Raw genomic sequence first — 14,319 nt, forward strand, 5'->3', positions numbered from 1 at the left:
TGTGCAGCCCGTAGACGATCAGGCTGGATGAGAGCTTCCGTAAAAAAGGGAGGGATAAAATGGATGATACCTCCATTACATTAAAAGAGCGGGTCGAGTATGATAAATTAAGCTTTTACTATATCTCTCTACCTGTACTGCTTATAGGTCACCTGCTGGGAGCACTGCTTCTGTGTGCCATGCAGCTGACCGTTGTCGATATGTACTCTATTGCTGTCTGGCTTCTTCTGAATATTGTTATGTTCTTTTACCGCTTTTACCACTACACCCTGTTTAAAAAAGAGAATGAGAAGAATAAGTTGAGAGATATACGTCTCTGGCGTGACCGTTACTATACGAACGTACTGCTCAGCGGGATCATCTGGGGGAGCAGTGCATTTTTACTCTTTCCTGAAACAAGTCTGATCAATCAGATGATACTGGTCCTCTTTCTGTTTGCGATCGGCTTTTCGGCTCTGGGAGTACTCGCGACAAAAAGCGATCTGCTCCTGAGCTACGTCCTTGTAATGTACGGACCGCTCCTGTGGCGTCTTTTTTCCCCGGAAGGAGATATCTATCTTGCCTACAGTGTAATGTCTCTGGTACTTATCCTTATACCGGTAGCGAACTATTACGGAAAAGTGATCAACAAATCTCTGGAGGAGAAGCAGCACTTCATCGATATCAAAGCATCTCATGACAAACTCAAAGAACGTTTTTTCTCCCTTTTTGAACGTGCACCGATAGGGATCTACTACTACAATGATGCATTGAGACTTCAGGATGTCAATGTCGAGTTCGTGAAAATGAATGAAGTAGAGAACAAAAAGGATCTCACGGGGGTCACGCTTTACGGGAATCTCGATGAGAGCAAGATCATTACGGCACATGAGAGTGTCTTTTCGGGAAGAACAGGAAGATATCGCGGTCCTTTCAAGATAAACTCTGCAAATAGGGAGAATCTCTATGTCGATCTTTCAACGGTACCGATGCTCAACCGTGACGGAGAGGTGGCAGGAGGGATAGCGATCGTCAATGATATCACCGGTGAAGTAGCGGCACAGGAGAAGATGATGCGCAATGCCTATTATGACATGTTGACGAATATTCCAAACCGTACACTGCTTATGGACAAACTAAAAAATCTGATCGAAGCAAAGAGAATGGTAAAAAACTACGGTGCACTGCTCTTTCTTGATGTGGACAATTTCAAGAAGACCAATACTATGTTCGGTCATGAAACAGGGGACAAAGTGATCAAGCAGATCGCATATACCTTGGAAGAGGTACTGGAGGGGCATGAAACACTGGCTCGGGTTACCGGTGACAAATTCGTTCTTCTGATCCCGCTGGCAGGAAACAGCAAGGCAGAGGCGGAAAAAACGGTGCAGAAGTATGCCTCGAAGATAGACCGGCGTTTTTCCCAGGCGCTGAAGGTCTCAGGGAACGAGCATCATCTGAGTTTCTCCATAGGAGCGATCCTCTTTGCGGATACCAAGAAAACCGCCTTTGATCTGTTAAAACAGGTTGAAACAGCAATGTATGAAGCCAAAAAGACAAAAGGCGGCAGTCTGCAGTTCTATGAAGAGAGTATGGGGGTGGAGGTCGAAGAGCAGCTGATGCTCGAGAATGATATTCATAGTGCTATCAGGAACGATGAGTTCGTCATGTATTATCAGCCGCAGCTGGATGTAGAGAGCAATGAGATCATAGGTGCAGAGGCGCTTATACGCTGGAATCATCCTCAAAAAGGTTTCGTGATGCCGGATGCATTCATACCGTTGGCAGAGGAGAGCGGTATCATCATAAAGCTTGAAGAGTGGATATTCGACCGTATTTTCAGTGATATCAGGTCAATGATCCGAAAGATGGGAAGATTTCCTTTGAAGCATGTCTCCATCAATATCAGTACAGTGCACTTTCTCGAACCCCGTTTTGTTGAAAAATTGATGATGGCCGTCAAAAAACACGATGTGAAGCCGGAGTGGTTCGAGCTTGAGATCACAGAGAGCGGTATCATGAGAAATATCGATGATGCCATACGAAAGATCCGTGAACTGAAAAGTTTCGGATTTACGTTCTCTATAGATGATTTTGGAACAGGACACTCTTCGCTGTCCCATCTTAAGGAGCTTCCGGTAGATGTGATCAAGATAGACCAGTCTTTTGTCCGGGATATGAACGATGATGATGAGATGATCATTGAAGCGGTTGTGGCGATAGGACAGAAGTTCAACCTTGAAGTCCTCGCAGAGGGGGTGGAAAGCAGTGAGATATTGGCATATCTGCAGGATATACACTGTAACACCTATCAGGGATTCCTGGCATATACAGCGGTCGATCTTGAAGTGTTTGAAGCACTTTTGGATGCCAAAAAGTGACACTTCCCCGGTTTTTGGCACTATATTAAAGTAACAGTAATGTAAACTTCGAAAAAAAATGAAGGATAATACAATGAGCAAAGTAACCATCTGGCACAATCCGAGATGTTCCAAGTCGAGAAATGCGGCAAATCTGCTGGAAGAAAAAGGCATAGAGGCAGAAGTGGTCAGATACCTTGATACACCGCCGGGCAAAGAGGAGATCAAAGAGGTCCTGAAAATGCTCGGTATTCCGGCGCGCGGACTGATGCGTACCAAAGAGGCGCTCTATAAAGAGTTGGGACTGCAGGATGTGGAAGATGAAGAGAAGCTCATCGAAGCGATGGCGGAAAATCCAAAGCTCATAGAGAGACCGGTCGTCATCAAAGACGGAAAAGCTGCGATCGGGCGACCGATCGAGAAGGTTATCGAACTTTTGGATAGTTGATCTCTTCTTGTTTCCATGCTTTGCGTGGGAATGCATAGATTCCGTCAACATTCAACATGCAACGTTATTCTTCCTTCCCGTTCCCATAATTCTCATACAGATACTCTACCACTTCATCGATATCTTCAGGTTTGATCGGTGCATGGAAAACTGTGATCATCTTGATCACCTTTTCATGCCAGAACTTTTTGGATTGCGGACCCTGGTTGATCGTGTATCCCCAGGAGTGGCACATATTGCACTTCCCTTTGGTGGAGTACATTCCCTTTCCCTCTTTCATAGGAAAGGCCACATAAGGGATGGAAATACCTCTGTTCTCTGTCGCTGCGAAAAGTGCTGTACCTGTCAGACACAGTATGAGCAGGGCTCTTTTGAATCTCTGTATCATGCCAGCACCTCCACGTGCACTTCATCGATGCCGTTGTATTTGTAGCCGCCCCGGTTCCATTTGATCTCATGGGCAAAGGGCTGCTTCTCACCTTTGGTGTTGGTTGCCCTGCAGAGGATGGTCAGCGTGCCGCTTTGTGCAGGTTTCAGCGGATGGGAGAATGCACGGTAGGCGTACCTTCCCTCTTTACCGTCATCCAGCGCTGCTTCCTGCCATGATGTACCGCCGTCGACGGAGATCTCCACTTTACTGATACCGTGGCCGCCGTCAAACGCCACACCTCTTACGATGAGTTCCGCATCTTTTCTGACCTTTGTGCCGCTTGTCGGGTAGCCGATGACAGAGTTGACATTCATCTCTTCGATAGGTTTGGTTTTGGGTGCAAGATCGTCCGGTGTTTCACATTCGCATGCATTGTCTGCAATACGGTAGGCATGGTCCATAAAATGTAACCTGGGTTTCTCTCTGCTGACCGTGATATTGCAGAGCATCTTGATCCAGCTGTCCGAGTAGAACCCCGGAAGGATCAGCCTTACGGGAAAACCGTTGAGATAGGGAAGGTCCTCTCCGTTCATCTCATAGGCTATGATGATCTCATCATGCAGATCTTTAAGCTCCAGCGCCCTGATGAAACCGTCTGTCTTGTTGTAGACAGGTTTCTCCAGTCCGTTGAAGCTGATCCATTCGGCCTCTTTTCCCAGACCTGCTCTATGCAGCACATCTTTGAGTCTGGCACCTTTCCATCTGGCACACCCCATCGCACCGATCCCCCACTGTATACCGCCTGTAGTCGGTTTGAAAGCGCTGCGGCTGTTGCCGCCGCACTGAAGCACAGCGGTCAGTTCTACCGGTTCAAACTCTGTTTTCAGGGCTTTGAGCGAGAGCTTCAGCTCTTTATCCACCAGACCGTTGACGGAGATAGAGAAGGCATTGGGGTTGATATAGGTGGGGATCATCGGCATATGCCATCGTACGAAGAAGAGATCGTTGGGAGTGATGGAGGAAGCGAAAGCCTCTCTGGGAGTTTCAAGGAGCGGCGGTCTGTCCGAGTAGGTGATCAGCGGCCGTTTCTGAGGAAAGGCAATATCTGATACACTCCGGTTCTCAGCAGGATGTACGGTTTGCGCAGCCTCGGTCGCTGTTCCGCCTATAGCGGCACTTCCGGCAATGGTGACAGCTTTTTTGAAAAAATCTCTTCTTTTCATTATAGATCATGCTCCCTTTTCTGATTTTATGGAATTATACATAAAATAGCTAATTTTTTCGTCATTTCAGCACTTTCAACACATTATGCTAAAATGCCGTTATTATTTAACGGATAGATATTTACAACCTAAGGATAGAATGTGCTAAGTACAGTCAATTTAACACAACGTTACGGAAAGAGAGTGCTTTTCGACAAGATCAATGTTACGCTTGATGCAGGAAAACGCTATGGACTTATAGGTGCCAACGGAGCGGGGAAGTCAACTTTTATGAAGATCCTGGCCGGAGAGATCGAACCGAGTGACGGTGAAGTACAGCTTCAGCCCGGACTCAAGCTTGGAATGCTCAGCCAGAACCAGTATGCTTTTGAGGACTTTACGCTCAAAGATGCCGTGCTTTACGGGAACAAGAAGCTTTACGATGCCCAAAAGGAGAAGGAGAAGCTCTATATGGAGGGAGACTTCGAGAGTGATGAGGTCAACAATCGTCTGGCAGAACTTGAGATGATCTGTGCCGATGAGGACCCGACCTATGAGAGTGATGTCAAAATAGAAAAGCTGCTGACTACTCTGGGATTCCCGGTAGAGCAGCATAATGATCTGATGAGCTCACTCACCGGTGGGGACAAGTTCAAGATCCTGCTTGCTCAGGTACTCTTTCTCAAACCTGATGTACTGCTGCTGGACGAGCCTACCAACAACCTCGACATGGAGACCATTGCATGGCTTGAGCAAGAGCTCAAGCGTCATGAGGGGACACTGGTCGTTATCTCCCACGACAGACACTTCCTTAACGGGGTGGTGACACATATTCTCGATCTTGATTTTCAGACCATCCGTGAGTTCACGGGCAATTACGATGAGTGGTACATCGCAGCCAATCTTATGGCAAAGCAGGCGGAGGCAGATAGAAGCAAAGCGCTCAAAGAGAAAGAGGAGCTTGAGAAATTCATCGCTAGGTTCTCCGCCAATGCTTCCAAAGCCAAACAGGCGACTTCCAGACAGAAGCAGCTTGAGAAGCTTGATGTAGGGGAGATCAAGCTCTCCTCACGCCGAGATCCTTCCATTATGTTCAGACCGCACCGTGAGATAGGGAATGAAGTGCTTGAGGTCGAAGATCTCTCCAAGAGCTACGGTGAGGAGAAGGTGCTGGAGAATATCACATTCAAGGTCAACAAAGGAGACAAGATCGCGCTTATCGGGGCTAACGGTGTAGGAAAGACCACACTGCTTGAGATACTTATGGGAAGTTTGGAGCCTGACAGTGGAAAGTTCAACTGGGGACAGACCATTACCACCAGTTACTTCCCGCAGAACACCACTGATGTGGTCAACGGCGATATTGAACTTCCGCAGTGGATCCAGGGTTTTGATCCCAAATGGCATATCGATGACATTAGAAAGACACTGGGACGTATGCTCTTCTCCGGGGAAGAGCAGAAGAAGAAGGTCGATGCCTGTTCAGGAGGAGAGAAGCACCGTGTCATGATGAGCAAGATGATGATGGACAGTGCCAACTTCCTGGTCATGGATGAACCCAACAACCACCTGGACCTTGAAGCGATCGTCGCTCTCGGTGAAGCGCTGCACCGTTATGAAGGCGGTGTCATCTGTGTCTCCCATGACCGTGAACTCATTGATGCCTTTGCCAACCGTATTATTAAACTCAACGAAGACGGCAGTATGATCGACTTTGAAGGGAATTACGAAGATTTTGTAGAGAAGTACGGGAAAAACTAAAACAGGCCGGAGCCTGTTTTAGAGGAGTAAGTGCCAAGGATCAAGGCTTGAGAAAGTAAGACAAAGTTAATTGATATTTGTATAGACCGTCTGCACATCATCATCCTCTTCAAGCTTGTCAATGAGCGCCTCTATCTCTTCGAGTTGTTCATCATTGAGCTCTATCGGGGTATTGGCAATGTACTCCAGTGTTGATTTCTTGGGTTCGATGCCTCTCTCTTCGAATGCTTTGCTCAGTTCACCGAATGAGGTGAAGTCACCGTAGATCCTCAGGATCGCTTTGTCCTCACCGTTCTCCTGCGGTTCAACATCCTCTTCTACCTCCTCAAGACCATAGTCGATCAGTTCAAGTTCCAGCTCTTCCACATCCATATCTTCTGTTTTGTCGATCACAAAAACCGCTTTGCGTGTGAACATGAAGTTGAGAGAGCCTGAAGTGAGCATCTCTGCCTTGTTACGGTTGAGGATCGCTTTGACATTGGCGACCGTTCTGGTATTGTTGTCGGTTGCGCACTCTACGATCATCTGTACTCCGTAAGGTGCCTTGACATCATATGTGATCTCTTTGATGTCCGCCGCATCCTTGCTGAAAGCCCTTTTGATGGCTGCCTCGATGTTGTCTTTGGGCATGTTCTGCGCTTTGGCATTCAGGATCGCAGTACGGAGCTTGGAGTTCATCTCCGGATCAGGGCTCCCGCCCTCTTTGGCTGCCATTGTGATCACCTTTCCCAGTTTTGGGAACAGACGGGACATAGTCCCCCATCGTTTCATTTTTGCTGCTTTTCGGTATTCGAATGCTCTACCCATAAGTTATCCTTGGTTGGTTTTATTGTGCGTATTATACTCCGAAATCAATTAATAATGCATAGTAAATGATGAATCATCTCGGTATGCTTTTTGACAAAAGATTTTGTTTATGGGCACCTCTAATAACCCCATACGCCCATAATGGGTTTTGCAGATGTGAGATTTTGCAAGAGGCTTTCAAGTCCTAGCCAAAGCTAAGAGGATGGAAGCATCTTGTGAAAGATCGCGTCTGCAAAGCCCACCCTTTGGGCAATGCCGGCTTTGCCCTATGCGGCGTTACACTTTTTCGACTTAGCTACGGCTAGGTCTGTAAAGTGTGCCTTGCCTAGAACAAAGCCGGCAATGTTATGAGCATATGGGGTTATTAGAGGTGCCCTTATGTAAAGCGCAGGATGCCTCTTGTGAGTACAATTTTCTTCTGTTAAAGCGTAGGGGTGCCCCTTGTGGGTACCCTTCCCGTCCGGGTAACAACAAGGGATCGCCCCTGCATTTTCTACCTGCAGGAACTTTTAAGAAAGAGAAGATAGTATCATCACATGAAACTGAAAGAACTGAAACTGACCAATCCCTATCTCGATCTGCCAGCCGAATGTCATGACCGGGTAAAGCCTGCACCGCTGAACGCGCCATTTCTTATTCATGCCAATGAGGCTGTAGCCAAACTGCTCGATATCGATAAAGATGAGCTCTACACCGATGATTTTACAGCATTCGTCAATGGCGAGTACCATCCGGAGGGGAGTGATACCTTTGCCATGTGTTATGCCGGACACCAGTTCGGGCATTTTGTACCGCGCCTGGGGGATGGCCGTGCCATCAATATCGGAACACTGAAGGGCTGGCATCTTCAGCTGAAGGGTGCAGGGCCGACGAAGTACTCCCGTTCGGGTGACGGACGTGCCGTAGTGCGTTCCTCCATCCGCGAGTACCTCATGAGCGAAGCGATGCACGGACTGGGTATCGAAACGACAAGAGCGCTTGCCGTGATCGGTTCGGAGCATTCGGTATACAGAGAAGAGTGGGAAAAAGGTGCCATCGTACTGCGTGTCAGTCCCAGCTGGGTACGTTTTGGTACATTCGAGTATTTTGCCCACAAGAAGAAGTTCAAAGAGCTTGAGGCGCTGGTGGAGTATACTATTGCCGAGAGTTACCCGCATTTGCAAGAGAAAGCTGACAGATACATTCTCTTCTTTGCCGAAGTGGTAGAGAGGACTGCAAAGCTTTTGGCACAGTGGCAGTCGGTCGGTTTCAACCACGGGGTAATGAACACCGACAATATGTCCATTGCCGGACTCACCATTGACTATGGTCCCTATGCTTTTCTCGATGATTATGATTTCGGATATATCTGTAACCATACCGATACCTATGGACGCTACAGTTTCGGTTCACAGCCCGATGTTGCCGAGTGGAACCTCCGTGCCCTGATGGCTGCACTCTCTCCGATGATCCCTATGGAGAAGATGGAAGAGGTCATAGCCGGTTACGGCAGACTCTATAGTGAACATTATCTCCGTCTGATGGGAAGAAAACTGGGCCTGGACAGACAGGAAGAGAACGACCTTGAGCTGGTCCGGCATCTGCTGGGTACGCTTCAGGGACTGCATATCGACTATACGCTTTTCTTCAGAACCCTAAGCCGCTATAACGGAGAGAGAAAAAGCGTGTTGGAGCTGGGACTCTACCATACACCGATGAATGACTGGCTCGACCTGTATGATGAGAGGCTCAAGAGCAATACCTCTTCACAGGTGGAGAGAGAGCGCCAAATGCTCAGAACAAATCCTAAGTACGTGCTCAAGAACTATATGCTTCAGGAGGCGATCGATGCGGCAAAAGAGGGCAGTTTCTCTCTGGTGGACGCACTTTTCAAAATAGCACAGGAGCCGTTTGCCGAGCATCCGGAGTTCGAACGCTGGGCAGGAGCCACGCCAGAGCAGTTCAAGAACAACAAGCTGAGCTGCTCCTCCTAAAGATTTTCTTTTAAGTTTTCTCTCTTTATAATGAGAGAGAACTTTTGTACTGAAAGGAGTCTGCCATGTACTATCTCTCATCTATCGATATGTGCAGTGACTATGAACTGGAAAATGAGCTGAAACAGTTTTTTGTACGTTTACACCATATTAAACAGAGACTCTCACAGGAACGTGCCACGCTGACACTTAACCGTACCCAAAGAAAGCGATGCAGGCAGAACATTTTAGACCTCGAGAAGCTCGAGCGGGACTTCTATGCACTCTCTTATAAGGAAGATATCAAACATCTGTACCGAAAGATCCACCGTTATGTCAAACTTGACCATGAGAGGCTGATGGAGACTTTTGGGCGTGAAACGATGGGGCGCTGTTCTTTGTTTATAGCATTGTGATTTAAGAGGAAGAGCCCCCCCGTTTGGGATGCGATGCTTCTATTTTTCTGTAGACCCTGGAGAAAGTCTATTGGGTAAACTTATTATTGAGGAATAAATTATGACATTGGAACAACTGCAACAAACCATTAGAGAAGAGGTAGGCGTACTCCTCTACTTCTCAGGAGAGAGCTGCAACGTCTGCCATGCCCTCAGACCCAAGTTCAAAGAGCTTTTTGACAAAGAGTTCCCTCTCATCAGACAGATCTATCTTGATGCACACGAAAACCCGGAGATCTCGGCACACTTTCAGGTCTTCTCTGTACCGACGATGATCGTCTTTCTTGACGGCCGTGAGTTCGTACGTGAAGGCAGGGCGGTAAGCCTGCACAAAATGACCGAGCAGCTCAAACGCCCCTACACGATGATGACAGAGTGACGCTACGCTACGCTTTGCTTAGTGATAGTGATAGTGATAGTTTTTAGTGATAGTGATAGTGATAGGGGGGGGAGAGCGCTTCGCGCTTAGGGAATGGCGCTTAGGGAATGGAGAATGGATAATTGAGAATGGTGAATGGTCCTCGTTCCTGCGGGATTGTCGCTATGCTCGGATGAGAATTGAGAATGGTGAATGGTGAATGGTGAATTGATAATGGTGAATTGAGAATGCTGAATTCTATGAGCGCGAAGCGCTTCCTATCACTATCACTCCCCACTCCCACTGCGCAAAGCGCCCACTATCACTATCACTCCCCACTATCACTGAGCGCAAAGCGCTCTTCCCTCCAAAATATTATGTTAACCAAAAATAGCGAAAAATCAAAAATATCCATTTAAACGGCTTTAAATGCCGATTTAAGCCGTTTTTACCCTTTTATTAACACAAATTTGGATAAAATCTATCAATTTTTAATTTAAAAAGGAAAAGAATGGCTGATTTGTTTGAAGATGGTCAGAATACCGAAGAGGTATTGATAGAGGACAGTATCAAGACTAGCTACCTTGACTACTCCATGAGTGTCATCATCGGTAGGGCGCTTCCCGATGCACGTGACGGGCTCAAACCGGTTCACAGACGTATCCTGTACGCAATGAACGATCTGAACCTTTCGCATCGTGCACCCTACAAGAAATCCGCGCGTATCGTCGGGGATGTGATCGGTAAGTATCACCCACACGGTGACAATGCCGTGTATGATGCTTTGGTGCGTATGGCGCAGGATTTCTCCATGCAGGCACCGCTGATAGACGGACAGGGGAACTTCGGTTCTATCGACGGTGACAATGCCGCAGCAATGCGTTATACCGAAGCGCGTATGACTAGAATAGCAGAAGAGCTCCTGAGCGATATCGAGAAAGATACGGTCGACTATGTACCCAACTACGATGACTCGATGGTAGAACCCGATGTGCTACCCTCCCGTGTACCCAATCTTCTGCTGAACGGTTCAAGCGGTATCGCCGTCGGTATGGCGACAAATATTCCGCCTCATCGTCTGGATGAACTGGTCGAGGCACTGGTAATGCGCATCGACAACCCTGAAGTAACGGTCGAAGATCTCATGAAGGTCGTACATGGACCGGACTTCCCTACCGGCGGTATCATCTTCGGCCGCAAGGGGATCACCGATGCCTATACTACCGGACGCGGGCGTATCAAAGTACGTGCCAAAACACACATCGAACAGAAGGGGAACAAAGAGGTCATCATCATTGATGAACTTCCCTTCCAGGTGAACAAAGCAAGACTTATTGAGAATATCGCACAGCTGGTACGTGACAAGCACATCGAGGGGATCAGTGAGATCCGTGATGAATCGGACCGTGAAGGTATCAGGGTCGTACTCGAGCTCAAGCGTGATGCGATGAGCGAGATCGTACTCAACAATCTCTTTAAGTCCACGCAGATGCAGGTGACCTTCGGTATCATCATGCTTGCGATTAACAACAAAGAGCCCAAAGTCTTCAACCTGATGGAGCTTTTCGATCTTTTCCTCAATCATAGAAAAACGGTGGTCATCAGACGTACCATCTTCGACCTTGAGAAAGCCAGGGCCAGAGCGCATATTCTGGAAGGTCTCAAGATCGCGGTCGACAATATCGATGAGGTCATCAGGATCATCCGTGCTTCAGAAGATGACGAAGATGCCAGAAACAACCTCATGGAGCGTTTCAAACTCTCCGAGATCCAGGCAAAAGCGATCCTGGAGATGCGTCTGAGACGTCTGACAGGTCTTGAGATCGAAAAGATCGAAAATGAACTTGCCCAGCTGTTGAAGACGATCGCCGAGCTCGAAAGTATTCTCAAGTCCGAATCAAAGATCAATGCCATTATCCGCGAAGAGCTGGTCGAGATCGGTGAGAAGTACACAACGCCAAGACGTACTGAAATTGTTGATGACTATGACGATATCGACATTGAAGACCTTATTCCAAATGAGCCGATGGTCGTCACCATTACCCATAGAGGCTATATCAAGCGTGTACCTGTGAAGATGTACGAAAAGCAGCATAGAGGCGGCAAGGGGAAAACAGCTGTCACGACATACGATGACGATTTCATAGAGAGCTTCTTTACATCCAATACACACGATACACTGATGTTCGTCACTGACAGAGGACAGCTCTACTGGCTCAAAGTCTACCGCATTCCGGAAGGGTCCCGTACGGCCAAGGGGAAAGCAGTGGTCAACCTGATCAATCTCCAGCCCAATGAGAAGATCATGGCGATTATTCCGACAACGGACTTCTCTGATGAGAAGAGTCTGGTCTTCTTCACCAAAAACGGTATCGTCAAGCGTACGAACCTCTCTGAGTACTCCAATATCAGAAGCAGCGGTGTCAGGGCGATCAACCTCGATGAGGATGATGCGATCGTCGGAACGGAGATAGTCACACCTCAGACCAAGTGGCTCTTTGTGGCGACGAAAAAGGGTCTGTGTATTCGTTTCAAAGTGGAGGATGCCAGAGAGATCGGGCGTGTTTCACGCGGTGTGACAGCCATCAAGTTCAAGATCGACGGTGACTATGTCTGCGGTGCAACGACCATTGAAAGTGAAGATGAAGAGCTGCTCATGCTCTCCGAAAAAGGTCTGGGAAAACGTACCACTGCCAGTGAATACCGTGAGCAGAACCGTGCGGGCAAAGGGGTCATTTCCATGAAACTGACATCGAAGACCGGTGATGTGGTCGGTGTCGTAAAGGTCGAAGAGGACAAAGACCTGATGTGTCTGACCTCTGTAGGCAAAATGATCCGTGTGGATATGGAGCAGATACGAAAAGCCGGACGTAACACCTCAGGTGTCAAGATAGTCTCGGTTGACAAAAAGGATACTGTAGTAAGTATGGCAAAATGCCAGAAAGAAGAGAAGCCTGAAGCAACAAGCGAAGCGCAGAGCGAAGGTGGAGAGGAAGCTGCCAAGAGCAGTAGTGAAAACAACAATAATGACAACAGTTTAGGATTGCTATAATGAAGAAATACAATATTGCAGTAGTCGGTGCCTCAGGTGCCGTAGGGGAAGAACTTTTCAGAGTCCTTGAAGAGGTGAAGTTCCCCATCAATGATCTTTTGCCTCTGGCAAGTGCCAACAGTGCAGGGATAGAGGTGGAGTGCCAGGGAAATACCTATAAGATCGAAGAGCTGACCGAAAGTGTGTTCGAAGGACGCGATATCGATATCGCTTTTTTCAGTGCCGGCGGGAGTATCTCTGCGCACTATGCCAAATATGCGGTAGAAGCGGGGGCTGTGGTCATCGACAACACCTCCCACTTCAGAATGGACCCGGATGTCCCTCTTGTCGTACCGGAAGTGAACCCTGAGGACATTGAGCTGTGGGAAGATACCGGTATCATTGCAAACCCAAACTGTTCGACCATTCAGATGGTACAGCTGCTCAAGCCTCTGCATGACCTTTACGGTATCAAACGTGTAGATGTCAGTACCTATCAGGCGGTCTCGGGAGCCGGGAAAGCAGGTATGGAAGAGCTTGTCAGACAGATGCAGGACTTTTTTGCCTTCAAACTGGATGAGAGTGAGGTAAAGGCCTTTGCGCACAAGATTGCGCTCAATGTCATTCCCCAAATCGATACGCCGCAGCCGAACGGCTACACCAAAGAGGAGATGAAGATGGTCAACGAGACCAACAAGATCATGCATACCGATTTTGCCGTAAGTGCGACCTGTGTGCGTGTGCCTGTACTCAGATCCCACTCCGAGTCCATCACCGTTACCTTTAAAGAGGGAGTCGATGTGAGTGTTGCAGAAGCGAGAGAAGCGCTGGATAACTTTGAGAATGTCAAGGTCGTCGATGACCTTGAGACGCATCAATACCCTATGCCGATCATCTCCACCGATACGGACTATACCTATGTCGGACGTATCAGAAAAGATATCTTTGCGGAGAACATCCTTCATATGTGGGGTGTGGCAGACCAGGTTAGAGTAGGTGCGGCGACCAATGCCGTACGTATCGCACAGAAGTGGATCAAACTGCAGGAGAATATCTGATGAAGTGGTTGGAAGAGTCATTTGAGGGAAGCCTCTGGGCAACACGTTTTATGGTCATATCCGCTGTGGTATTCGGTCTGATCGGAGCCACTGTGCTCTTTATCGTGGCAAGTTTTGATATCTACAATATTGCCGCCTATGTCATCGATGTCTATGCGAACCATCTTCATCCTGACAAGTTTCACGAGAAGGTCGTAGGAGAGGTGATCGGTGCGGTCGACCTCTATCTGATCGGTGTGGTGATGCTGCTCTTCTCATTCGGTATCTATGAGCTCTTCATCTCTGAGATCGATGTAGCCAAAATGGAAGAGAGAAAGAACAAGATTCTTGCCATCCATTCGCTCGATCAGCTCAAAGACAAGATCTCCAAGGTCATTGTAATGGTACTGGTGGTCGGTTTTTTCAAAAAAGTAGGTTTGGCAGAGTACACGCAGCCGCTGGAGCTGCTCTATCTGGCACTTTCGATCACAGCGGTCTCGGTAGGACTCTATTTCCTCGGTAAAGTTGGAAAGCACTGATCGGATCTTTTGAAACATAT

General features: G+C 47.9%; 12 protein-coding genes. 9 read left to right on the forward strand and 3 right to left on the reverse strand.

All coding sequences use genetic code 11. The annotated features are described in order from the left end of the window. Positions 1-59 precede the first annotated feature (59 nt). Entirely contained in the window at positions 60-2,360 is a 2,301-nt protein-coding gene (locus IMZ28_RS03680; protein ID WP_197549400.1) for a putative bifunctional diguanylate cyclase/phosphodiesterase, read from the forward strand. A gap of 73 nt (positions 2,361-2,433) precedes the next feature. Continuing rightward, positions 2,434-2,787: an arsenate reductase (glutaredoxin) gene (gene arsC, locus IMZ28_RS03685; protein WP_197549401.1), complete on the forward strand. Its 354-nt coding sequence runs from the start codon at positions 2,434-2,436 to the stop codon at positions 2,785-2,787. Between the two features lie 64 nt (positions 2,788-2,851). On the opposite strand, the gene IMZ28_RS03690 is transcribed toward arsC, so the two are convergent. Beyond that, positions 2,852-3,175: a sulfite:cytochrome C oxidoreductase subunit B gene (locus IMZ28_RS03690; protein ID WP_197549402.1), complete on the reverse strand. Its 324-nt coding sequence runs from the start codon at positions 3,173-3,175 to the stop codon at positions 2,852-2,854. Next, the gene (locus tag IMZ28_RS03695; protein WP_197549403.1) at positions 3,172-4,380 is read right to left on the reverse strand and encodes a molybdopterin-dependent oxidoreductase; all 1,209 of its coding nucleotides are present in this window, start codon (positions 4,378-4,380) and stop codon (positions 3,172-3,174) included. The genes IMZ28_RS03690 and IMZ28_RS03695 overlap by 4 nt, the downstream gene beginning before the upstream one ends. Positions 4,381-4,521: 141 nt before the next feature. Between IMZ28_RS03695 and IMZ28_RS03700 the strand changes: the two genes are divergently transcribed. Continuing rightward, entirely contained in the window at positions 4,522-6,120 is a 1,599-nt protein-coding gene (locus IMZ28_RS03700) for an ABC-F family ATP-binding cassette domain-containing protein (protein ID WP_197549404.1), read from the forward strand. Between the two features lie 66 nt (positions 6,121-6,186). Here the strand turns inward: IMZ28_RS03700 and IMZ28_RS03705 are convergent, their stop codons facing one another. Beyond that, a complete protein-coding gene (locus tag IMZ28_RS03705; RefSeq protein WP_197549405.1) occupies positions 6,187-6,927 on the reverse strand; it encodes a YebC/PmpR family DNA-binding transcriptional regulator in 741 nt (246 codons plus the stop codon). A gap of 536 nt (positions 6,928-7,463) precedes the next feature. Between IMZ28_RS03705 and IMZ28_RS03710 the strand changes: the two genes are divergently transcribed. The 6 genes from IMZ28_RS03710 to IMZ28_RS03735 all read left to right on the forward strand — a co-directional run bounded on the left by IMZ28_RS03710 (position 7,464) and on the right by IMZ28_RS03735 (position 14,299). Next, complete coding sequence (locus tag IMZ28_RS03710; protein ID WP_197549406.1) at positions 7,464-8,900, forward strand: protein adenylyltransferase SelO; 1,437 nt, start codon at positions 7,464-7,466, stop codon at positions 8,898-8,900. 65 nt (positions 8,901-8,965) lie between these two features. Further along, positions 8,966-9,295, forward strand: a complete 330-nt coding sequence (locus IMZ28_RS03715) for a hypothetical protein (RefSeq protein ID WP_197549407.1) — start codon at positions 8,966-8,968, stop codon at positions 9,293-9,295. A 100-nt stretch (positions 9,296-9,395) separates the two neighbouring features. Next, positions 9,396-9,713, forward strand: a complete 318-nt coding sequence (locus IMZ28_RS03720; RefSeq protein WP_197549408.1) for a thioredoxin family protein — start codon at positions 9,396-9,398, stop codon at positions 9,711-9,713. Positions 9,714-10,203: 490 nt separating this feature from the next. Further along, positions 10,204-12,744 (forward strand): DNA gyrase subunit A, encoded by a 2,541-nt coding sequence (gene gyrA / locus IMZ28_RS03725; RefSeq protein ID WP_197549409.1) that lies wholly within the window; start codon positions 10,204-10,206, stop codon positions 12,742-12,744. Beyond that, complete coding sequence (locus tag IMZ28_RS03730; protein WP_197549410.1) at positions 12,744-13,781, forward strand: aspartate-semialdehyde dehydrogenase; 1,038 nt, start codon at positions 12,744-12,746, stop codon at positions 13,779-13,781. Before gyrA ends, IMZ28_RS03730 begins: the two co-directional genes overlap by 1 nt. After that, positions 13,781-14,299, forward strand: coding sequence for a YqhA family protein (locus IMZ28_RS03735; protein ID WP_197549411.1), 519 nt, complete (start codon positions 13,781-13,783; stop codon positions 14,297-14,299). The genes IMZ28_RS03730 and IMZ28_RS03735 overlap by 1 nt, the downstream gene beginning before the upstream one ends. Positions 14,300-14,319: the final 20 nt, after the last annotated feature.

Origin of the sequence: Sulfurovum indicum, from assembly GCF_014931715.1 — a bacterium.
Lineage (GTDB): Bacteria > Campylobacterota > Campylobacteria > Campylobacterales > Sulfurovaceae > Sulfurovum > Sulfurovum indicum.